The organism is Stenomitos rutilans (assembly GCF_059505485.1).
In genome coordinates this window covers 21,354-44,547 of sequence record NZ_JCACKR010000044.1, presented here as the reverse complement: position 1 = coordinate 44,547, position 23,194 = coordinate 21,354, and the positions used below count along the sequence as shown (strand labels likewise).

Sequence of the window (23,194 nt, the reverse complement as noted above, 5' to 3'; positions counted from 1 at the left end):
GAAGTCAATGCCTTGGGCAGAAAGCGAGTGAGGCTAGACGCAACAGGCTTGAAGTACCGTATGAAGAAGCACTAATTAGAAGCAACCGTCTCGGCAGAAACGGTCACAGCCATGTCTGTCATAGCAGGCTGCCCGTTTTGCATGGGGTCAACAGGCAACTGGAAGAACTGCACTGTTTGCAGCAGTTGTGCGGCGAGTGCATCCATGTGATCCGATCGTTCGCGGGCCACCTGCGTCAATGCAGCAGTTTTGTTGGCTAATCCAGTAATGTCTCGCATCACATGTGCCGTTGACTGTGCCGCTTCCATAATCTGTTGACTGAATTGGTTCACGGCTTCACCCGCCTGTACAGCCTCACCCGTGATGCTTTGCACCGTTTGAAAGACGTGCTTTGACTGTTCAACACCAGTCGTAAATTGCCGCACCAGTTCGCCCATACTTTGCACATCTCCATCGACTGCCGAGACCGCATTGTGAATTTGGGTACTCCGTTGCTCCAGGCTCGTCAGACCTTCACTCGTTTGCTGCGCTAGTTTATTAACCTGATCAGCAATGGAATCAAATTCACGAGCAACGACCACAAATTGTCTGGGATCGCGCTGTTCTGACGCTCTTGCTGCCACCAGCGAGGCATTGAGTGACAGAGTCTGCGTGACAAACGCAATCTGGCTCTGATTTTGCACAAATTGATCGGCTAAGCCCACAAATTCACCAAGCGTCTTCATCCGCTGCACAATCCGATTAGTTCCTTCTTGTAGAACCGCGATGCCCTGAGTTAACGCATCGATCGCCTCTTGCCCCAGCACTAACGTACTGGACACCGTTTGCAGTGATTCATTTGATACCTTGACCCGTTCCGCCGACCCTTGCGCTGCGTGTTCCACTTGTTCGGTCAGGTTCAACACCTGGTTGACAGCTTGCGCCTGCTGATCGGCATTCGTTGCAACGGTTTCAACCAGTGCTTTTTGTTGATTAGCAGATTCCGATACCTGATGAGCCGCCACTAACACCTGATTTAAGACGTAAGCAAAGCGTTCAATCAACCGATTGAAGGTATCGGCCACTAGGCCAGTGGCTCGATCGCTGACTTTCGCCTGAGTGGTTAAATCCCCTTCCTCCACATCCGAAACCACATCCAACAAATGACTCACTTCCTGCTGCAAAAATTCACTTTCGAGCACGATGGAAACCAGGTTGGCAACACCAGCGACAAAGGTTTTCTCGTCAGCCTGCCAGGTGTGAGACGCCTCTGCATGTTCACATTGAATGAATCCCACGGTTCGATTCGCAATTTGAATGGGCACATACAACAGCGCTCGTGTGCCAGGTGACAGCACCCCTTCGGTCAGCAGTTGGTGAAGCGCGGAGGTAGTGCGAACGTTGCTCACAGTAAGGAATGGCTCAATTTCCAGAGGCTCAAAGTAAGCCAGAATTTCAAGAGCTTGGATCGAATCGCCATCAGAGTGTTGTTGCAAGCTTCGGTCATAGCGATCGAGACAGGTGAGAGAGCTTCGATTGGCGCTATAAAGCCAAATACTGGCTCGTTCCAACTTCAATGTTTTGGCGATCGCCTCACTAAAGCTACGGGTTGCTGCTTGTACATTGCCCTGCACTAAAGCTTCATGTCGAGCCAACGCCGATAGCACATCATTCTGCTCCTTAAGTTGCTCTGTATTTTGCTGCATCGTGTGCAGCAAGTCCTGGATTTGATCCGCCATCTGATTAATATTGGAACCCAGCACTGCTAGTTCGTCCCCACCTTTGATAGGGATGCGCGCCTCTAGATGTCCCTGACCGATTTTTGCAACGACTTGAGCCGATTGCAGGACAGGTCGAAGCCCTCGATTGATTAAGTAAATTGATGCAGCAATCACGATCAGTAATGTCAACCCAAGCCCAACCAAAAGAATCTGTAACTGTTGCTTTTGCGCCGCAAAGACAATCTCTGGATCAGTGGATAGAAGGACACTCCAGTTGAGAGCGGGCAACCCTTTCAATGTTGTGGGAGGAATATAGGTCACAAACTGCCCCACGTGGGTGCTTGGATTAACGGTAAAGAGACTGCCAGGTTTCTGAGCCGCTCTGAGCGTCACAATTGCTGGAAAAATTTCTTCAATGCGCTTTTCTTTAAAGGCTTTATTATCCGTGGTGGCATCGCCGCCACTCGACGTAACCTTGTTGACATAAACCCCTTCAGGACCATAGAACACCTCCCCAGAGGCGTTAATGAGGTAATACGCGCTGCCCTCCTGCGGTTGCAAGGCCTGAATCAAATCACTTAATTTAGCGACGGGTATGCGAGCACGGATGGTGCCTATGATTTCACCTGTGTCCTTATCTCTCAGGGGAGCCGCTGCGTAAACGCTAAAGATTCCCGAACTAGCGGATATCGTAGGCTGGCTTAAAATAGGGCTTTTGGTTCGCAATGCCTCTTTGATATAGGCACGATCGCTATGATTTGGTAGCGTTGGCCCTTTGGTTTGAGCGATCGGGTCGCCCTTCAGGTCAAAGGCAGCAATGCTGTTGTAGATTGGATACGCTTGAATAAATCGATCGAGCGTAGCGGCTTTTTCTGCTGTTGTCGTTGCCTGTCGAAGTTTAGAATCCGTCAAGATATCCAGACTCGACATGATTTGAATGTCGCCATACCGCTCCCACATGTATTGGTTCAGGTGGTTTTGGACTTCACTCGTAAGACGCTGCTCATTTTTTTCGACACTGTGTCGGTTTGACTCCTTTAACTGAATGTAAGCAGTGGCTCCTACAACAACGATAGGAATCGTGCTAATTGCAACTGCTAGAAGCGTGGCTTTGAGTCGCAAGCTTAAGCCTGTCCAGAAAACTAACCGATTCTTTTGAGCCTTAGCATTCACGTTTATGTTGACCTCTTTTGTACGCGCATGAACTGATGATGGAATGAAATTTGATGACATAAAATTCCTTCGTTCTACGGTGATCAATTCCGGTGCGATCGCATTTTTTCCTACTGCTGAATCACGGCCTTCTCACCAACGTGGTTGCCAAAGGTGGTTGGGTATATCTGAACGTTGAAAGAGACGCAATTCAGTGATCTGTTCGCTTGAAACGCTGCCAATCACCCGGTCAACCACAATGCCAACCCCAGCTAAGCCATCTATAGTTGAACGCAGGCGCACAACTGTAAGAGATTCTTTCAAAGTTCTTGATCGCGCATCCTGACCTAGTGTTTCTAGTATCAGGGGATGGGCATCAAGCAGTGGCACAATTGTGCCACCGTGGTGCATTAGACCCAGTAATGACCGATCATAAAAGGGGAGTTTTAAAATCTGCGATCGCTCAACGAGCATAATTTCTCCGACCCAGCGTGTGGGAAACACGAGTTGTTGTTGTCCCACTTGCGTCAGCATGTAGCGTTCCTGCAGGGATTGAAGGGAGTGTTCGATCGCTTCAGTATTGCCAGAAGTACTTGCAGTTATATTGGTATCCATGCTATCGAAAACTCATAAACACTAAATTTTGTGCAAGGTGCGTTCAAGCTGTTCACGTGTAGTTGGCTTTGCCAAGTAGGCGTTAGCTCCAGCACGTTTGAGACCATAAGCAATCTCTACAGGCGTTGACTTGCTGGAATAAAAAATAACGTGCTGATTGACTGTACGTTGATTGAGCCGGACTTCTCGTAGAAATTTATAGCCATCTTTCTCAGGCATCACGATGTCTAGAAAAACAGAGCCGTATCTGCCAGTTGCCAACTTTTCTACAACACCTTCTGTTGTATCGTATGCTTCAACTTCATGCCCCATCGTTTCTAGTAGCGTTGTCAAAAAATGGCGATCGACAGCACTATCATCAATGATCAAAAACCGCATATATTTTCCTCTAAATGGTCGATGAATTGCTAATAGCTAGTTTCCATTTGAAGCTTTGCTCGCTGTCTCATGGGTTGAGCGGGTTGATGTAAAGGAGCCAACTCGTTCAGGAGTGCTCGCAACTCCAAGCGAAAGGTTGGTATTTCACTAGAGGCGAGTGGTTTGCTCATAAACTGACAACCACTCCACCGCGCGCGCCAATTATTTGAGAGTGACTTTTCAGCTGTTAACATAATGATAGGTACCTCCTCCAGACCGGGTAGGCGACGAATTTGTTTAACCAGGTCAAAACCCGTCACGTTTGGCATATTGATATCAAGAAAAATGACAGCAGGGTTGGCATCAACGAGTGCCTGTAAAGCAAGTGGTGGCTCACTGAACGATCGCACGCAGTAGCCCCAGCTTGCGACCAGACTTTCAAATTGCTTCAGTAATATTTTTGAATCATCAACAACAAAGACTTCTGTGGTCTCAGTCATGGACGACGCACGGAGAGTGACTAAGTTATCGCTAATTAGTTTGGCAAATAATCTAGCAATATCTAAAGCATCTTGAGCTAAGAAGTCTGCAATCTCATCTAGTGTTCTACCATTAGAAACTAATGATTCTAGTTGTTGCCTTTGTGCTCCACTGAGAGTTGATGCTTTAACAGATCTATGATTAAGTGTAGGCACCATTTCCATTGATGGAATCACCGTCTTCAGGGTTTGCCATAAAAGCCGCCGTTCGTTTGCTTGAGATAGAAAAACTTCTATATCAAAACCTAAAAAGGGTAACTGTGACTCCATTTGAGAGTATGGTAGAAAATGCGCACGCCCTGCGTATTTGAAGAAATACATATCAAAGTCAGAGAGTGCTTTCAATCGTAATGATTCTCGAATTTCCTCTATTGTGAGGACATTTAACTCATTCAATCCGGTTAATAAAGTCAAAAGAGCTGCTGCCTGGCTGGCTGTCTGAGCAAAGGTAAGCTGCTCTTCTACTCTCAAAATTTCTTGTTTAGCATCATCGTCGCGTAAGCGAATGATGTAACGTTGCAATGTTTCAAAAAGAGTGCTCCAGCAGCACGGTTGATTTCCTGAAAAAACTATTTTCCCTTGAGATAGACCAAGATACCATCGGCTGCCTGCTTTGCTTCCAGCCAGCTCGGAAAACTCAAACCGCCAATATCCTGTTTTTGATTCTTGAAGGATCTGGCTAAATTTTCGAGGTAGCTCGTAGGCATAAAACTGAAAACTGTAAGGCTCTGATATTTTCATCGGAAAAGAAACCAATACAAGGTGGTTTAAAGACTACCTGAAAAGAGAGGTTGCACAATAGTGCTAAAGCTAAACATTTAAGGCGTTCATGCTTTAGATTCACTTAATTGAGATTCTTGTATAGCGATAAATTACGGTTTCCTGATGCTATTTTATAGCAGTATTTAGAAGACCATAGTAGAATTGCCGCTCAAAATTAAGCGGTACAAAATGCTTGGCTTTTACGAAGCTAGTCAATCTCAATCAATGAGAAGTAGGTAGTTGGGAAACTGGTAACAAATAAAATCCCAGGTTGAAGGGAGTGAACAAGTGGATGGGCAGATGAGCAGTGGGAGGTTATTTCTCAGCAAGTCTCTTGGTTTGATAATGAGTGATAAAACTCAGCTCAAACAAGCTTTCTCATCATGCTCCAAGCGATCGTGCCAAGTAAAAACACAGTGAGAAAGTAAATTCTATGACTTTGAGATGCTAAACCTTTTGAACCATTGGTACACAGCACATTCCCAATTTGGCGGTGGAGAATGAAGCCCGTGTCACTCAGGTAAGACAAATCATGTGAACAACGCTTCAGTATTGCTTACAAAGTGTTGCATGCCATGATTCGTGGTGATGCACGCGTCCAGCAATGGTGGTAGTTGCCTTGCCTAACGTAAGACTCGTGTTACAAACCCTCGTTTTACGTTACAACGATAGAATAATGATCTACCAGACTATTGGGCTAGCTTTATACGATCTTTAATAAGCACGCTCGCTTCATAAATTTAGCTTTGAAACGTAAGCGGCTTTTACAATCGGTTTCATTTGAATGCACCACACCCTCCACCCTGTATCCGTCTTCAAAACGCGAACCGACCCAGTTCTGAAACAAGCGTGCAATGGTTACAGCCACCCTTTTAAGCGATAAACGACTAGACCCAAATATTCTTTCAAGGCCCTTGTGGTACGTTGTAAGCGATCAGCTTCAGGCAAAGCATTCAATATAACGGCTTCGGTGCTGCCTTGAATCTCCTGCCAATCACGATCGGTCGTGTTGAAGTCGGTTGGAGCCGCGATCGCATTAATGCCCAAATGCTTAAAAATCAGCAGTGATCGAGGCATGTGCATGGCAGATGTCACCAGTAAAATGCGACGAATGCCTTGCGCCGCCATGATCTGCTTGACGTTAACCGCATTTTCGTAGGTGTTAAGTGAGGTTGGGTCTTGTAAAATCGCGGCTTTTGGCACGCCCATTGTTTCGATGAGTTGCGTCATGTCGTCAGACTCAGAAGGCCCACCACCTTTCCAGTCAATGCGACCACCACTGAGAATGACACGGGGCGCTTTGCCTTCACGATACAGCTTAGCTCCATAGAGGACGCGATCGCCCTCCTCGCTGACCTCCACCCACGGTCGTGGGGGAAACGCTGGTTTGGTACAGCCACCCAAGATCACGATCGCGTCTGCTTGGGGGGTGATGGTTGGTGGCAACTGTTGCAACTCTAAGGAGCGTACTAACCATGCACCAACCCAGCCATTGCCACCGCCCAGCAGTAACAGTAGAGATAGCACGATCGGAAATGCCGTCCACCGCGATCGCCGCCAAAGCAACACTAGGGAGACGAGTAGCAGCATACAGGTCAGTCCCAGTGGGTAAACAAACAGTGGCAGTAGCTTCGATAAATATAAAAACATCGGGCAGACTCTCTTTTGATCGTCGATTCATGGTAGCGGTGCGAACATAGCATGTCAGCCTTCAGAGTGTTGACGAAAATGCCAGCAAATTTGGACGATAAACGATTGGACGAAAGCTCAGATGCTAAGCCATCAAGAACTAGATAGCTCTGATCATCTAAAGTCCGTAATTGCAGGTTTAATGGACAGACGGTAGTGTGAAAGGATTGACATGACCATTGATTTACAGCCTACGACGGGTTTAAAGGATTCGATCGAACAGCGTCGTGCTGCCCGTGCGTTTCGCCGCGATCCCATTCCAGACGTCATTCTCGAAGAAATTTTGCATCTAGGGTTGCGATCGCCCTCTGGCTACAACTTACAGCCGTGGCGCTTCATCGTTTTAAGGCAGCAGCAAAGCAAAGACACGCTGAAAGGCTGTGCGTTCGATCAAGCTCAAATCGCCCAGGCTCCTGTTGTCTTAGTTTGTTGCGGTGATCGTGCCGCCAGCAGTGCCGAGAACATTGAAGCCGTCATCAAGCTGGGTGAAGCGCATAAAGCCATGACCGAGCAGTTTGCTAGCTACATGCGATCGCAAATCCCGCCTTTCTTTGAACATCATCCCAGCTTTGAATCTTTGGAAACTTGGACAAATCGACACACCATGCTTGCAGTTGCCCACCTGATGATTGTGGCAAAAAGCTTTGGCGTCGATAGCTGCCCAATGGAAGGTTTTGTGAGTGCAGAGGTCAAAGCCGCTTTTAACATTCCTGAGACTATTGATGTCTGCTGCATTCTCTGTCTTGGCTACGCTGACGAGCCAACTAAGCATTTCGGCGGTCGGTTTAGCATCGAAGAGGTTTGTTTTGGCGAAACTTATGGTGGCTTGTTCCGGTTATAGAACGGGAACGCTAGGAGGATAAACAAAGGCAACGTGAGAAGGTAGAAGTCAGGTGAACCGAAATGCTCGCTCAAGCATTCAGGCTCCTTGCCAATCTGCCACCAGCAACACTGAGAAAGTGAGGAGCTAGCCTTCTATCTCTTGCCTTTTGCCTTCTGCCTCTTATTTTTCTCCCATGCTTGACGCTAAAAATACCCGCACTGAACTCACCCGACTGCTACAAGAGCGCAACGAATACCCAGAGCGATCGGCCACGATCGATGCCCAAATCCGCGCTAGTTTCGAGCAAGATTGCGCCATCTTTGTGCTGGATATGGCCGGGTTTTCGCGGTTGACCCTGCGCTACGGCATCATCCATTTTTTGGCTATGGTGCATCGGATGGCCGCGATCGCCACTCCACTGGTGCAGTTTCACCACGGTCGGATTGTGAAGCAAGAAGCAGACAATTTGTTTGCGGTCTTCCCAACTGTAGAAGCGGCGATCGGCAGTGCTGTTGACATCTTGAAAAGCTTTGCTGCCGTCAATACAGGACTACCCGACGAACAAGATCTCTATGCCTGCATTGGCATCGGCTACGGTAAAACGCTGCTCGTGGGTGAAAATGACCTCTACGGCAGCGAAATGAACCTGGCGTGCAAATTGGGCGAAGATCTCGCTCGACGGGGCGAAGTGTTGCTCACCGAAGCGGCCTTCAGTCAACTTAAAGCCCATCTAGAGATATGGGAGCGTCTTGACCTTTCGATCTCTGGGTTAGACCTCATTGCTCACAAGCTCAAAGCACCAGCAGCGACAAGGCTAGTAGATTGTCAATTTTAAGCGAATGGGTGGATGAGTGTCTGTGCTAAACGACTCGTTGACGCCTCCACCTATCCCTTCCCTATCCTGGCCTTAAGAGATTTCTGAGAAAGATATTACCCTACAATTTATGGGTATAAATTCTTCTGGAAATGGCCTTAAGCGTCATCATCGAGCGTTGTAGAAGCAGTCTGCATAGAAAAAGACGCGACTGAGTAACATCTACCTTCAGTCGCGTCTTAACGCTACATTCACTACGCCAAGTCAAAAAGCAGGATTTCGGCATCGGTGCTAGCTTCAAACGCCAACTCCGCTTCTTGACTGATCGCAGCGGCATCACCCTTGTCAAGCACCGTTCCATTGAGGGTTACTGTACCTTGCACAACTTGCACCCAGGCGTGACGATCGGCCTTGAGAGTATAGGTTAGCCGTTCACCCGGTTCCAAAATGGTGGCGTACAAAGCTGCATCTTGATGTAGTTTGGCAGCACCCTCCGTTGCCTCGCGGTTTGCCAGAGATCGCCATTGACCTCGCTTTGTTTCGGCTGGAAACTCTTTTTGTTCATAGCTTGGTGTGATGCCTTGCTGCTCTGGCAAAATCCAGATCTGTAACAAATGCAGCGGCTCTGCGTGAGAGGGGTTGAACTCGCTGTGAGCAATCCCAGTGCCTGCCGAAAAGCGTTGGATACCACCTGCTCCGATCGTCTCGGTGTTGCCAATACTGTCCTTGTGGGCAACCGCACCCGAAACGACGTAGGTGATAATCTCCATATCTCGATGGGGGTGAGTCGGAAACCCTTCACCTGCGGCGATCGTATCTTCATTAATCACGCGTAGACTACGAAAGCCCATATGCTGCGGATCATAGTAATTAGCAAACGAAAAGGAATGATAGGAGTTCAGCCAACCGTGATTAGCATGTCCTCGGTCTTCGGCCTTGCGAACTGTTAGCATTTGCGTCTTCTCCGGTAAAAATATACTAGATCATACACTTCGTATACGAATAGAATAGCACGCTAAAAGTCTATATGCAAACTTTAGGGTTAGTAGTGAATGGTTAACGATCAGTAGCCCAAGTTAAGTTACTCTCTATTCCACATCTTTCATCCCACACCCCGCCAGTACACCTAACTATCATTGCTTTACCATCCCTCGATTTCGTGATATTTTGCTTTTTTGCAAAGAAGTGTGAGAAGTTTTGGCGTTTTACGCTAGCGTTAGAAAAGGCTAGTAGGATCTACGGATTACTAGCACGGTAGAATCAGTCATCAAGTTCGGTTTGCTGTCAGAAGCACCTTCACAGTCACAATTTCGTCAGGCTCCCTGCTTGTTTGGATAGGTACTGATTTTCAGGACAATGAGCCATGCTTGATACAGGTCAACTCCAACTCAGCGGCGACGCTCTTGTCTGGTTTCGGCAGGGGTTGGCTGCAGCTGCGGCTGAAACGTATGAGCGAGCTGTGGCTTATTACGATCGCGTCATTGGTGTCCGAGCCGATTTTTACGAGGCTTGGTATGAACGCGGCTTAGCCCTTGAAAAGTGTGGACTTTACAACGACGCAATTGCTAGTTACGATCGTGCGATCAGTTTGCGCCCCAAAGGGGATGCATCGGTGCAGATCTGGCATGATCGCGGCAATGCTTTGCAGTATGGTCTCGGCAACTACACAGAAGCTATTGATAGCTATGAACGGGTTCTGCAAATCAATGCAAGCCATGAGTCTACCTGGCATAATCGCGGGAATGCCTTGCTATATGGCTTGAGCCTTCCTACAGATGCGATCGCCAGCTACGATCGCGTCTTGCATATCAACCCCGAAAACCATGTAGCGTGGCGCAATCGTGGTAATGCACTGGTTGAATTGCACCGCTATACCGAGGCGATCGCCAGTTACGATCGTGCCCTCACGCTTAAACCCGATGATGAACTCTCCTGGCAGGCACGCCATCTTGCCTCCGAGCGCTCAGGGTTGAACTATCGTCCACCAACCACCAATCCGGCCTGGTACGGTGCAGGGTTTAGCGATCCACAAACCTTTGTGGAAGGCGATCTCGACAGCCATTCAATGTTTGCATCAGAGCTTGATGCGGATGAAGACAGTTTTGCGCGCTCTCAAGGCAGACCCTTTTTGGTGATTGAGGATGACCACGGGAAGCGAGATATGATTTTAGAGCGTGATCAGTATCGGCTTGGTCGAGATCCTAAAAGCGATATTTGCCTGCATTCTCAGTTTGCGTCTCGCCAACACGCGGTGATCACCAAAATCTTTAAAGGTGATGGCAGTTATACTTACCAGATTACGGATGGCGATCTGGATGGCAAGGCAAGCACAAACGGACTGTTGATTAACGGCCAAAAGTATCGGGTATGGGAGTTAAAGCCAGAAGATGTCATCGTCTTTGGTCCCAAAGTGCGAGCCACCTATCGCCTTGCAGCATCCAAAACGGTGGGTATTGACTAAGCTCGATCGCGTGTCGCTTTTTCGTCTGATACCTTTGCAGCAACTGCTATCAGTAAATTCCACAGCAGAGTAGGGACGTTAGTGCAACGTCCCTACAAAAGGTTTCGCAAGACTGTAAATTAAATGGGTAAAAAACATTGGTTACAACTTCGTGCCACACTCCGGGCAAAAGTTGTTATTGGTAATGTTTTTTGCTCCACAGCCGCTACAGTAAATCAATTCAGCCGCTTTATCTAACGTTTTGCGTTCAGGCAAGCCTACCATCTGAGCATTGCTCTTGCCAGGTGGAATCATAGGGTAGCAGTTCTCATCGCGACGCACACGGGCATCGAGCAGGACGGGGCCGTCATGGGTGAGCATTTGAGCGATCGCACTCTTCAACTCATCGCGCGTACTGATAGTCATACCTTTGATGCCAAACGCTTCCGCCAGCTTCACAAAATTTGGCATGCCCACTTCCATATTGGAGTTTGAGTAGCGTTCGTCATAGAACGCCTGCTGCCACTGACGCACCATACCTTGCCAGCCATTGTTGATGATGACCGTCTTTACATTGATGCCATACTGCGCCAACGTGCCTAATTCTTGAATGTTCATCTGGATGCTGGCATCGCCGCTAATACAGATGACATCATCATCCGGTAAAGCGACCTTTGCACCCATTGCCGCAGGCATCCCGAAGCCCATAGTGCCCAATCCAGCGCTCGAAATCCAGCGACGTGGCCCATTCTTGAGGAACTGCGCTGCCCACATTTGATGTTGTCCTACATCCGTTGTGTAGTAAGCGTTTGGGGCCTGAATACCCAGCTCAACAATGACTTCTTGAGGAGAAAGGCTGTCGGCATAGCGAGGCACTTCCAAGGGATAATCTTCTTGCCAACGGGCAACCCGGTTCAGCCATGCCTGGTTATGCTGTGGGTCGCGCACATCGCCGTCATCATCACTACGGCGCAACAGTTCTGTCAGTACATGACGGACATCACCCACGATCGGCACTTCAGGGGCGCGATTTTTACCCACTTCTGCGGGGTCAATATCAATATGAATGACCTTGGCATGTGACGCAAATTCATCCAGCTTACCAGCGACACGATCGTCAAAACGTGCGCCCAAGGCAATTAACAGATCGCATTCAGTAACGGCAAAATTGGCATAGGCTGTACCGTGCATCCCCAGCATACCGACCGAAAGAGTATGGTGTTCATCAAAGGCACCAATGCCCATCAGGGTCGTGGTGACGGGGATATTAAAGCGTTCAGCTAACGTTTTAATTTCAGCATGAGCGTTGGAAGCGATCGCGCCACCCCCGACATAGAGCAGCGGCTGCTTTGCCTGCCGAATCAGCTTCAGAGCGTGAGCAATCTGACGCGGATTTCCCTTAACGGTGGGACGGTAACCCGGTAGCTTGATGTCCTCTACCGTCACTGGTAAATAGTCAAACGCTTGTTGTGCAATGTCTTTAGGGACATCAATCAAAACTGGACCAGGACGACCCGTTGTAGCGATGTAGAATGCTTCGGCAACAATCCGCGCCATGTCTCGCGGGTCACGTACCACGTAGGAATGCTTGACGATCGGCAGGGTAATACCGAAAATATCGGTTTCTTGAAACGCATCACTACCAATCGCGTGGCTGGGCACCTGCCCCGTAATGACAACCAGCGGAATCGAATCCATATGAGCGGTCGCAATGCCCGTGACAAGGTTGGTTGCACCAGGGCCAGACGTAGCAAAGCAAACGCCAACCTGCCCTGTGGCGCGAGCATAACCATCAGCCGCATGTGCAGCACCCTGTTCATGCCGCACCAAAATGTGCTGAAACCCACCCTCAGCCTGCGCCCGGTAAACTTCGTCATAGATTGGCAGAATCGCACCGCCAGGATAGCCAAAGATATGTTTGACGCCATGACGCTTGAGACTGTCAATCAATGCGAACGCGCCAGTTACTCGTTTTACAGCCACACGTTGCAGTTGCACTAGAAGACCTCGCCAACCTGTAGATAAATTTGTATCAGATGATGCATTAGCTGCTAGAACATAAGTCTAGTGCGGATCGTGATCCCTGTCGAGCCATTGCATCTTCAAACGCCGATCCTTGTAATGCCGATTCTAACGAAGGATGAGGCTGATTGGCGGACTTGCAGATGTCAGTAACTTCTGACATGCAATGCGACTGCAATAAAACTTAAAGACCAGGACGTTATACCAGTTTTGAGTTTTGAGTTACAGAAGCTCTGTTCCATCACTCTTAAAGGTTTTTGATCTGTAGTCCAATGAAAGGGAAATGGCACTATTATGTAACGTTCTTACAGAATGGCACTGACTTGAGTAAGGTGGGCAATGCCCACCCTACAGAGTATCAACGCTTTCAGCCTTTGACAGCAGTTTATTTCAGTGACATTCGACTATGCATTTTCTATGCGTTTAGGGACGGCGCAGGGTGGCTTCCAAAAGTGCCTGACGCTGTTCTGTGCACTCAGCGGCTTTGGCATAATCTCCAAGCGCATAATAGGCAACACGAAGGCTGCCTAGCACCTGTTCGGCAATGCGGTGATCGTTCATTTTGCGCGCGATCGCTAACCGTTGCTCGTAGTAGTCGATCGCTCTAGCATAATTGCCGAGCGCATCGTAACCAACACCAACGCTACCTAGCGCCTGTTCTTCCCCGCGTCGATCGTGCGTTTCCCTGGTTACATTCAGCCATTGCTTACTGTACTCAATCGCGCGATCGTAATCACCGAGCGCATAGCAGGCATTCCCTAAATTGCGTAGAATTTGGCCTTCGATGCGGCGATCGTGAAATTCTCGTGCCAGTACCAGACGTTGCTGATAGTACTCGATCGCGCGAGTGTAATTACCCAGGGCATAACAAGCGTTACCCAGATTCTTAAGAATCTGCTCCTCGATCTGGTCGTCTTGCAGTTCACGTGCAATCACCAGGCTTTGTTCTTCACACTGAATGGCTGCCTCATAATCACCCAGTGCCTTGTGAGCTAAACCCAGGTTGTTCAACGCGGCCATTTCACCCCGACGATCGCCAATCTCCTGCGCGATCGTTAGACTTTGCTGCTGACACTCGATCGCCTTCGTCTGTTCCTTGAGGTGACGATAGGCGTTGCCTAAGTTGCTGAGAATTTTGACAATACCCCGACGATCCTGAAGCGTTTGTGCAATTTCTAAGCCCTGCCTGGAGTATTTAATGGCTCTTGTGTAATCTCTCAGGCTGTAGTGAGTCAAGCCGAGACCGCTCAGCGCTTTTTCTTGACCCTGAATATTTCCACAATCACGGCAGAGTAGAAACGCTTGTTGAAAGGCTTTAAGCGCCGCTTCAAATTGCCCGGTGTGGTAGTGTTCGCAGCCCTCATGAAGGAGACGTTCTGACATTGCCTGCGTTGCATCTGCTACCAGCGTTTCGCTGTCATGCGAGAGTAGGCTAGCTTTAAGCGGTTCGTGCCCAGAGGGAAACACCGTTTCGCGGGAAGATGCAGGCGTGGTATCTATCGCTGCAAGATCGCTATTCATAATTCGTTTTTTAGTGTGACCAGTTTTATAGGTTGAAGCGTTGAACGGGGAATGAACGCTTAGACTGTGCGCACGATCTTCTGAACGAGCCGCAATGACCAAACCATGTGATTCAGCTCAAATCACCATGATTTATCTCTTCGCAGGCGATCGCGTCTCGTCCGGCCTGATTGATTCAGCTTAGGGTTAATCTTGTTTGCACGCTTGACCAAGACGCACCCTCGCGTTCAGTGGCATCTCACCCTTCCATAACACAGCCTACTGCTTTAGCGCTGTGACGGATTCCGTAAATCTGCTAACTTCTCCTGGGGACAAGAAGGAGATTCTCCGCGGAATTGCGTAGATGCGTTTTATTTCTTAACAACTGCCGCTGGGCCAACCAGAGACAGGTACGGTTCAACGAGGTAGCGATCAGCCGCAGATTGAACGGCTTCAAGCGTTACAGCGCTTAGCTGCTCTTGAAACTGAGCATCAAAATCAATGCCTAACCCCAATGTTTCGTACCAACCAAAGGTTTGAGCGATTTGCGCATTGGTTTGTTTCCCAAGGGCTTGCTGCCCCAAGATTTTGTCTTTAGCGGCCTGCAAGGTGTCAGAGCTAAAGGGATGCGTTCGCAGTCGATCGACTTCTGCCTTCAGCCCTGCGATCGCGATCGCGGTATTTTCGGGTGCTGTGCCCATGTAAACGACAAACGGTGCGGGATGCAGCCGAGTCGGGTAAAACGCCGAAACGTCATAGGCTAACCCGCGCTTTTCGCGCAACTCGACAAACAGGCGACTGGACAGGCCATTTCCCAAGTAGCTATTGAGCAATTTGAGTGCCGTATAGTCTGTCATGGCATGTGTGTGAGGGGCGGGGGAAAGAGGCATAGAGCACGACTCTGCTTCTTGTAACGCGGGATGAGGTTCAGGCACGACTGCGGGCGCTAAGTAACCTAACATCACGATCGACTGCTGCGTTTCCTGCGCGATCGCAGCTTTGACGGGACGCACCGTGATGACAGGCAGCTTGAGTACGGATAATGGCGTTGTAGGTGCTTGCCAGTCACCAAAGACTCGTTCTACAAGCGCGATCGCGGCATCAGGCTCAATGCGACCAGAAAGACTGATGACAACGTTGTCTGGGCGAAAATGCGTTTGGTGGTAGCGTTGAAGATTAGCACGGTCAAGCTGTGCCACACTGGCTTCGGTGCCTAGCCCGGAAAGGGCATAGGGATGGTCTCTATACACAATTTGCCGAAGCTGGTCATAGGCGATCGAAAACGGCTGTTCTTGCTGGGAGCGAATGGCCTGGATGGTTTGGCGGCGCTCCAAATCAATTTCATGTTGCGGAAAACTGGGCGATCGCAACAATTCTCCAGCCAACTGCAACAGATCAGCAAAATCTGAAGACACCGTTTTGAGGCTCAGAAGAAAGTAATCTGTCGCAGAATCAGTGCCAAGGCTTGCACCCACAGATTCGACCTGTTCGGCGATTTGTAGAGACGATCGCTGCTCGGTTCCCTTCGTCAAAACAGACGCTAACAAGTGCGATAGCCCAGCCGTTTGGGGTGTCTCCCACTGGCTACCAGCCCGAATAAAAATACGTGTTGCAATGATGTCAGCCGATGGGTTTTCCCACACTAAAACAACGATGCCGTTGGAGAGTACTGCGCGGGTTTGAGGTGATTGTTTAAAGCCTAAATTCACAAAATCATCCTTTGCGAAGAGCGATCAGCTATGAGCTTTCCAGATGCGTAAACCACAGTACCGTGTCGAGTGCATCGCTGCACGGTGAGGCTCAGGTTGTGTCTCATGCAAGTGAGAACGAATCGATCGCTGAGCGCTAGGCCAACGGTCTAACGACGGTTGCTGCATAGTGATAGGGCGAAAGGTAACGGCTGGCAAGACGTTGAAGGTCACTCGCCCGAATAGCACGGAGACGCTGTGGATAGGTGGTGGCAATGTGAGGCTCAGCCAGAATGCTGTAATAGCCGTAGAGCCCAGCCAATTGTCCGGGGGTTTCAGTAGAAAACGCGTAGTCGTTGCAGAGCAGACGTTTGCAACGAGCAAGTTCTGCGTCCGAAATCGGGGTCGTTGCAAGCTGAGAGAGCCGATCGCAAATAATAGCCTCCACGCGCTCCAGGTTTTCTGGATCGAGCCATGCACTGATGGTAAATAATCCTGACTCGCGCTGTAGCGAAAAGCTGCTGCTGATCGCCTGCACCAGATTGCGCTCTTCGCGAAGCTCCCACACCAGACGGGATGTACGACCTTCGGCAAGCAATACCGAAAGCAGATCTAACCCATAGGCCGCTTGCAGTTGCTGATCAAGCGCTTGTGATTGCGAATCAACCCCCGGCCCAATCCAGGCCATCAGCAATCGGGCTTGCTCCAACCGGGGCAAGTAAAGTTCCTGGCGACGAATATCGGTAAGGGGGGGTTCTGCTTCTACAATAAGGCGAGGGCAATCTAGCGGTGCTGGAAAGGAGTGAAAGGTCTGGCTCACTAGGTCGATCGCGGCGCTTTGGGAAAGATCTCCCACCATGACCACCGCCATATTCTCTGGTTGGTAATGAGCACGATGAAACTGCCGCATTTCGATGGGCGATCGAGCTATCAGCGTTTCCTCAGTGCCCAAGATGGGACGGCCATAAGGATGGCGCTGATACACCATCTCGTTGAGCGCCTGAAACGCAAGCCAATCAGGGTTGTCGTAAGACTGATTGATTTCTTCCAGCACAACCTGACGCTCTCGGTCAAATTCGCCATCTGGAATCGCTGCATGCAGCAACAACTCGGACAGGTAAGGCAAGGTTTCTTCTAGATGTTGCGCTGCCGTTGTAATGAAGTAATGCGCATAGTCATGACTTGTGGCTGCGTTCGTGATGCCGCCACGGCGTTCGATCGCCAAATCAAACGAACCTGGAGCAAGCCGCTCAGTGCCCTTAAAAATCATGTGCTCCAGAAAATGTGCCATGCCAGACCATTCATCCGGTTCGGCGATCGCACCTGCCTTAACCCAAACGTCAACAGCAGCAACGGGCGTACCAGGTGTGCATTGATGGATAACCGTTAACCCATTAGATAGCGTCACCACGTGAGCTGGAAACGGCGTTGGACTGAGAACCGGAGGCAAATCAAGTAGACTCAATAGTTCAGTTCAGGACGAAATGTCTCTGCCTTTACCAAAATTATAGAGAACCTTGCCCCGACCGATACGTGTCTTACGATCGCTTCGCTAGCACTAATTAGCTGTAATCCTTGTAAATCAGGGTCATCAGTTCTTGACATCACTTTTTAAAAAAGCCGAAAGTTAGCTTTTCATCACATTTGCTTTTGCTTTCAGCAGATGAGACAGGCAAACTCTGCCTATAGAAGGAGTGTTAGAGACTGATGTAATCTGTGCTTTTACGATAGAATTTACTCGTCAAGTTCTGTTTCTATACGTCTTTCAGGCTTTTGTAGTCCTTAGAGGCAGAGCGATCGTTCCTGTCAAACTTACAGCGGTAGACCGTCAGTAGACAGGTTTTAGACTTTAAACGCAAATTAAACAGAGAGAAGAACACATGGCATTTGAGCAGTCCCCCCTTCCTTACGACTTCAACGCCCTGGAATCGCATGGTATGAAAGGTGAAACCTTTGAGTACCATTACGGTAAACATCACAAGGCATATGTCGATAACTTGAATAAGCTAATTGCAGAAAAAGCGCCTGAACTAGCTGATAAATCACTAGAAGAAGTCATTACAACGTCATTCAAAGATCCTTCCAAGGTTGGTATCTTTAACAACGCAGCTCAGGTGTGGAATCACACCTTCTTCTGGAGCAGCCTATCGCCGAATGGAGGTGGTTCACCCAGTGGTACACTCGCCAAGCAAATCGATGCGTCGTTTGGCAGCTTTGACAAGTTTAAAGAAGAGTTTACGAACGCTGCAACCACTCAATTTGGTAGCGGTTGGGCGTGGCTGATCGACGACAACGGCACGCTGAAAGTGACCAAAACACCTAATGCCGAAAATCCCTTGGCTCATGGTCAAAAAGCACTGTTGACTCTCGATGTATGGGAACATGCTTACTATATTGACTACCGCAATGCTCGTCCTGCGTTTATCAAGAACTACCTTGATAACCTCGTGAACTGGGATTTTGCAGAGCAGAATTTAGCGGCTTACTAGTGCAGGAAGGCAGACGGCAGAAGGTAGAACGTTGTTCTTTCTGCCTCTAAGCTTTTGTAGAGTGATAGGTTACTTCTGACAAGGTGTACTAGTCCGATCGATTTCAGCGTTTTGAAGACAGCCATGCTATGTGTATGGTTGTTTTTTATTGAGCGATCGCAACAACCATTGAAGTTCAACCATTTTTACTCAAGTGCAATCTTATTTCCGTCGAGTTAAGGCAGTATTCTTTACCATCCCACATCCTGGCGACTGGCTACAGACCATTGGGTTGCTGCTGATTTTTGCTCTGGTTTATCTGCCGATCGGCTTTGAATTTTCTTGAACTAGAGATACACTCGTCCTGGCAAGCCATCATGAATGTAATGCTAGGGGCATTTTTCATGCCATCCTTGCTTGAAGAATTAGGCTTTCGGGTGCTACTGCTTCCTCATCCAACAGAGCATGCATCACCCACAACGCGCTGGCTTTTAAGCAGCCTCGGTTGGCTTTTGTTTGTGGTTTATCACATCCATCCATTCGTACCCACTTTTTTTAGAACACCTCCCTTTTTGACAGGAGCAGGCTTGCTGGGTATTATTTGCACCCTGTCTTATCTCAAAAGCGGTTCTATTTGGATGCCTGTTGTGATTCACTGGTCGATCGTTGTTGCCTGGTTATTGATCTTTGGCGGCTTAGAGAAATTTCACGGTTGAGCCAAAAGGCATTTTGAATGAATTCAGCGATCGTGCCAGAAGATTCAGAAGATAGGGTCTCTGGTTAGCAAATAGCGACTGTTCTGCGAGGTTTTAAATTCTCCAGTCAAACTGGGATTTAAAAAGAAAAGCGGGTAACCCTGAGGTTACCCGCTTCCGTGTAAGAACTCTCCTCTTGCGGTCAGTAGCTTACTTATTTGGTGAGAGCGTTCGGCGCTTGGTGATCATGCGATATGCCTCAACAATATCGCCTTCTTTCCAGGTGCTGAAGCTATCAATGCCAATACCGCATTCGTAGCCAGAATTCACCTCACGCGCATCTTCCTTCATCCGCTTCAGCGAATCCAGGTTGCCTTCGTAGATCACTTCGCCACCGCGACGAATGCGAACCTTACAGTTGCGCACGAGCTTGCCAGATTGCACATAACAGCCTGCTACAGCTCCACGTCCAACCGGGAAGACCGCACGCACTTCAGCTTGACCCAACGCCTCTTCAATCAGCTCAGGTTCCAACAACCCTTCCATCGCGGCCTGAATATCATCCAGCAGCGTATAGATGATGTTGTATTCGCGGACATCCACCCCAGCGCGATCAGCAGCTTGACGCGCACCTGTTGCCAGAGTGGTATTAAACCCAATCATGACAGCATCGCTGGCAGCAGCCAAGTCAACATCTGTTTCGCTGATTTCACCAGGGGCGGCATAGAGTACCCGTACCTGCACTTCATTCTGAGGCAACTGCTTGAGCGCACCTAAGAGCGCTTCTACAGACCCTTGAACGTCAGCCTTTAAGACGAGATTTAGCTCTTTGAGTTCGCCTTCTTGAGCGCGAGCTGAAAGGGTATTCAGACTCACACGGCGAGAAGACATGGCTTGCAAGAGGCGAGATTGACGCTGCTCGTCCGTTTTGTCAGATGCAACAGAGCGGGCTTCTTTCTCATCCTCAAAGACCTGGAAGTCATCCCCAGCAGCAGGCACATCGCCTAAACCAAGCACCTCAACTGCAAAGGATGGATCGGCTTGCTTCACGCGATGACCGCGATCGTCCACCATTGCCCGCACTTTACCCAAGGCAGAACCCGCGACGATGGTATCGCCAACGCGCAGCGTTCCGTTTTGAATGAGTAGGGTTGCCACAGGGCCTTTTGCTTTATCGAGGTGTGCCTCAATGACGGTTCCTCTCGCAGAGCGATCAGGGTTGGCGTAAAGGTCTTCCACTTCAGCGACCAGGAGAATCATCTCCAGCAGAGTGTCCAGGTTCTCACCCGAAATCGCGCTGACGGGAACCATGACGGTATCGCCGCCCCACTCTTCAGGCACCAAGCCATACTCGGTCAACTCTTGCTTCACGCGATCGGGCTGAGCCTCTTCCTTGTCCACCTTGTTGATGGCAACGACAATGGGCACTTCTGCCGCTTTAGCATGGCTGATAGCCTCGATCGTTTGTGGACGCACTCCATCATCTGCCGCCACCACAAGGATGGCAATGTCTGTCACCCGTGCACCGCGCGCCCGCATAGCAGTAAACGCTTCGTGTCCAGGTGTATCCAAGAAGACAACTTGCTGCATCTTCCCTTCGTGTTCGACATCGACGTGGTACGCGCCAATATGCTGCGTGATGCCGCCTGCTTCGCCTTGCGCCACCTTGGTTTTGCGGATCGAGTCGAGAAGGGTGGTTTTCCCGTGATCCACGTGCCCCATGATGGTGACAACAGGGGGCCGACGCTGGAGCTTTTCCAAGTCTCCAGCATCCAGCATCTCGGTGATCTTTTTCGCCTCAGCCTCGCGCTGCCCGGTTTCAACCTCAACGCCTAGCTCCTGCGCCACCATCGTAGCTGTGGCAACGTCAAGGGTTTGGGTGACCGTTGCTGCGATACCTTTCATGAACAAGGTGCGGATGATGTCTGTATCGGGAATTGCCATGATGGAAGACAACTCTTGCACGGTTAACCCACCGTGCAATGTGATCTTCTCTGGCTTTTCAACCTTCACCTCTTGCTCACGCCGATCGCGGCGATCGCGAGAGCCTGAGGACTTCTTCGCCCTTGGTGCAGCAGCGGGAGCTTTCACCTGAGCGATACGAGCAGACTTGGGTTTTGCAGGGCGGACAAGTGAGAGGCTAACGGGCGTCGCCGCTTCGCCATCTTTATCCAAGAGAGCATCAATGTCCTCTTCCTCTTCCTCCACCGCCACCTGACTACGACGCTTCGTTTTGCCAGCAACCTTCGCTGCCTTTTCAGCTTCGCGCCCTTCCTCTTCTTCCTCCTGCCAGCTTTTTGCTTTTTTGGCACGCGGTAGGGTGGGCCTGGTTTGCAGTTGGACATCAGGAGAGGCCACTCCACCAGGAGCTGCAGTAGCGCCCGCAGACGGTGCAGCCGGACGATTGCCTCGCAGGACAACGCCTTCGGTTGCACGCGCGCCTTCAGCAGGTGCGCCCTCACCAGGACGAACAGGCCGAGGCGGACGGCGTAGCTCAACGATCGTCTGCGGACGGGGCGCTGGACGTGCTTCACCGGGCTTCACCGGACCAGGAGCACGATTAGCGGGGGTCGGCTTTGCTTGCGGCTTGAAAGCAGCATCGCGCTCAGCCGCAGTGCTTGGGCCACTGACAGGCGTTGCTATTTCACTCGCCGATTGAGGTGACTGGTCTGGCCGTGCCCGTTTTAAAAGTGGGCGGTTTGTCAAGTTCACTCGCGGCGTATTTGCCGCAGTGCTGGGTCTGGCTGGAGGCCCCGAAAGTTCTGGCTGGCTGGGTTCTATAAGCCCTTTCGCAGAAGGGCGATCGTCTACTGGAGCCGCTGCTACCGGAGTTGCTTCATCAATCGGCGTTGATTCACCCGCGTTTTGCTGATGATCGTCCACAAAAGGTTCTGTTGTCGGCGCTACTTCCAGATTGGTCTCAGGCGCTGACGGTGCCGTGGCAGTGGTTGGAGGGACAGGCCGACTCGGTGCCGCTGGCTTAACAGGTGCCGCTGGTTGCTCACCAGCCACTGGTTGAGGAGCGCTGGTTGAAGAGTAGTTGGGCGGTTCTGGGCTGGGTGCTTGGCGAATGATTGGCTTGCGAATTTCAAGAATTTGCTGCTTCTTCTGAACAGGAGCAGCCGTTTTCGTTTTCACCTCTGCCGTGTGAGCGTTAGCCCCATTACGAGATGGGGTAGACTTAGCGGGCGAAGGGTGATTGGCAGTGTACTTCTCGGCAGCCGCGCGAATTAACTCAGCTTCATTATCAGTAATAGTGCTGCTGTGACTTTTGACTGAAATGTTCAACTGTTCGCAGACGGCTAATAAATCCTTATTGTCCAAATTCAATTCCCTTGATAACTCGTAAATTCTGACTTTGCCACTATTCATCCACTCTGCCCTCGCTACCTATCCTGTTTTCACATAATTGCCTGCTGCTTTGACTAAAACGACATTGGATTCAAATTGAACTTATTTCCATGCTTGGAACTAAAGACCTACTGATTCCGGTCGGGGGTGACTCTAGCTTTTCATAACAACAGTCCCAAACAACAACAATCCCAGACTTTAATGGGTGGTGCCCACGCTTCGTAACGGGATTCCTCCTCTAATTTTGCACAAAATACGATGATACTGGCTTGGTTTGTGCTTCAGGTTCCTTTCAAAGCTTACAGCGAGTACGGCACCCTATCTTCACACTAGCTTACCTTGGCCAAAACTGCTGCAAGGTGTAGTTTGAGTTGAAACCTGTATCACCGCTATCGCTTTCTCCATCAAGCCATTGAGTTAATCACCCACGCCTTCCCTACCCTCCGCGGCTGGAGCCAAGCATTGACTAGGTGGCTGAAATACCTGATCATGCTGCGATCGAAGCGGTCGGACTGCACAATACAGAGGGGTAGTAAGTACTGTTACAACAGTCTGCTTAAACGGAGTGCTGTGCTTGTA

Annotated in this window: 17 protein-coding genes; 6 read left to right on the top strand and 11 right to left on the bottom strand. The window is 49.7% G+C overall.

From position 1 onward, the window contains the following. Positions 1-71 precede the first annotated feature (71 nt). The 5 genes from AC5JLP_RS07445 to AC5JLP_RS07425 all read right to left on the bottom strand — a co-directional run bounded on the left by AC5JLP_RS07445 (position 72) and on the right by AC5JLP_RS07425 (position 6,775). Positions 72-2,933, bottom strand: a complete 2,862-nt coding sequence (locus tag AC5JLP_RS07445; RefSeq protein WP_496067291.1) for a HAMP domain-containing protein — start codon at positions 2,931-2,933, stop codon at positions 72-74. Between the two features lie 72 nt (positions 2,934-3,005). Beyond that, complete coding sequence (locus AC5JLP_RS07440) at positions 3,006-3,467, bottom strand: chemotaxis protein CheW (protein ID WP_496067290.1); 462 nt, start codon at positions 3,465-3,467, stop codon at positions 3,006-3,008. A 21-nt stretch (positions 3,468-3,488) separates the two neighbouring features. Beyond that, the gene (locus AC5JLP_RS07435) at positions 3,489-3,845 is read right to left on the bottom strand and encodes a response regulator (protein WP_496067289.1); all 357 of its coding nucleotides are present in this window, start codon (positions 3,843-3,845) and stop codon (positions 3,489-3,491) included. Between the two features lie 29 nt (positions 3,846-3,874). Beyond that, positions 3,875-5,104, bottom strand: coding sequence for a response regulator (locus AC5JLP_RS07430; protein WP_496067288.1), 1,230 nt, complete (start codon positions 5,102-5,104; stop codon positions 3,875-3,877). Between the two features lie 879 nt (positions 5,105-5,983). After that, a complete protein-coding gene (locus AC5JLP_RS07425; protein WP_496067287.1) occupies positions 5,984-6,775 on the bottom strand; it encodes a YdcF family protein in 792 nt (263 codons plus the stop codon). 211 nt (positions 6,776-6,986) lie between these two features. On the opposite strand from AC5JLP_RS07425, the gene AC5JLP_RS07420 reads away from it, so the two are divergent. Together AC5JLP_RS07420 and AC5JLP_RS07415 are read left to right on the top strand one after the other, a co-directional pair. After that, positions 6,987-7,655 (top strand): nitroreductase family protein, encoded by a 669-nt coding sequence (locus AC5JLP_RS07420; RefSeq protein ID WP_496067286.1) that lies wholly within the window; start codon positions 6,987-6,989, stop codon positions 7,653-7,655. 175 nt (positions 7,656-7,830) lie between these two features. Continuing rightward, positions 7,831-8,472 (top strand): adenylate/guanylate cyclase domain-containing protein, encoded by a 642-nt coding sequence (locus AC5JLP_RS07415; RefSeq protein WP_496067285.1) that lies wholly within the window; start codon positions 7,831-7,833, stop codon positions 8,470-8,472. Between the two features lie 233 nt (positions 8,473-8,705). Here the strand turns inward: AC5JLP_RS07415 and AC5JLP_RS07410 are convergent, their stop codons facing one another. Beyond that, on the bottom strand, positions 8,706-9,404 hold the full coding sequence (locus AC5JLP_RS07410) for a pirin family protein (RefSeq protein WP_496067284.1): 699 nt from the start codon (positions 9,402-9,404) through the stop codon (positions 8,706-8,708). Positions 9,405-9,814: 410 nt separating this feature from the next. Here AC5JLP_RS07410 and AC5JLP_RS07405 point away from each other — a divergent pair, with 410 nt between their 5' ends. Continuing rightward, entirely contained in the window at positions 9,815-10,912 is a 1,098-nt protein-coding gene (locus tag AC5JLP_RS07405; RefSeq protein ID WP_496067283.1) for a tetratricopeptide repeat protein, read from the top strand. 141 nt (positions 10,913-11,053) lie between these two features. Here AC5JLP_RS07405 and ilvB read toward each other — a convergent pair whose 3' ends face one another. The 4 genes from ilvB to AC5JLP_RS07385 form a co-directional block, all read right to left on the bottom strand. Next, positions 11,054-12,889 (bottom strand): biosynthetic-type acetolactate synthase large subunit, encoded by a 1,836-nt coding sequence (ilvB, locus tag AC5JLP_RS07400; RefSeq protein WP_496067282.1) that lies wholly within the window; start codon positions 12,887-12,889, stop codon positions 11,054-11,056. A 447-nt stretch (positions 12,890-13,336) separates the two neighbouring features. Beyond that, a complete protein-coding gene (locus AC5JLP_RS07395; protein WP_496067281.1) occupies positions 13,337-14,434 on the bottom strand; it encodes a tetratricopeptide repeat protein in 1,098 nt (365 codons plus the stop codon). Positions 14,435-14,784: 350 nt separating this feature from the next. Continuing rightward, entirely contained in the window at positions 14,785-16,122 is a 1,338-nt protein-coding gene (locus AC5JLP_RS07390) for a M16 family metallopeptidase (protein WP_496067280.1), read from the bottom strand. A 136-nt stretch (positions 16,123-16,258) separates the two neighbouring features. Beyond that, positions 16,259-17,566, bottom strand: a complete 1,308-nt coding sequence (locus AC5JLP_RS07385) for a M16 family metallopeptidase (RefSeq protein WP_496067279.1) — start codon at positions 17,564-17,566, stop codon at positions 16,259-16,261. A gap of 415 nt (positions 17,567-17,981) precedes the next feature. Between AC5JLP_RS07385 and sodB the strand changes: the two genes are divergently transcribed. From sodB to AC5JLP_RS07370, 3 genes are all read left to right on the top strand, one after another. Further along, positions 17,982-18,590, top strand: a complete 609-nt coding sequence (gene sodB / locus AC5JLP_RS07380; protein WP_496067278.1) for a superoxide dismutase [Fe] — start codon at positions 17,982-17,984, stop codon at positions 18,588-18,590. Between the two features lie 193 nt (positions 18,591-18,783). After that, positions 18,784-18,915 carry a hypothetical protein gene (locus tag AC5JLP_RS07375; RefSeq protein WP_496067277.1) on the top strand — a complete coding sequence of 44 codons (132 nt, stop codon included), beginning with the start codon at positions 18,784-18,786 and terminating at the stop codon, positions 18,913-18,915. A gap of 31 nt (positions 18,916-18,946) precedes the next feature. Continuing rightward, the gene (locus AC5JLP_RS07370) at positions 18,947-19,285 is read left to right on the top strand and encodes a CPBP family glutamic-type intramembrane protease (protein WP_496067276.1); all 339 of its coding nucleotides are present in this window, start codon (positions 18,947-18,949) and stop codon (positions 19,283-19,285) included. A gap of 189 nt (positions 19,286-19,474) precedes the next feature. On the opposite strand, the gene infB is transcribed toward AC5JLP_RS07370, so the two are convergent. Then, a complete protein-coding gene (infB, locus tag AC5JLP_RS07365; protein WP_496067275.1) occupies positions 19,475-22,588 on the bottom strand; it encodes a translation initiation factor IF-2 in 3,114 nt (1,037 codons plus the stop codon). Positions 22,589-23,194: the final 606 nt, after the last annotated feature.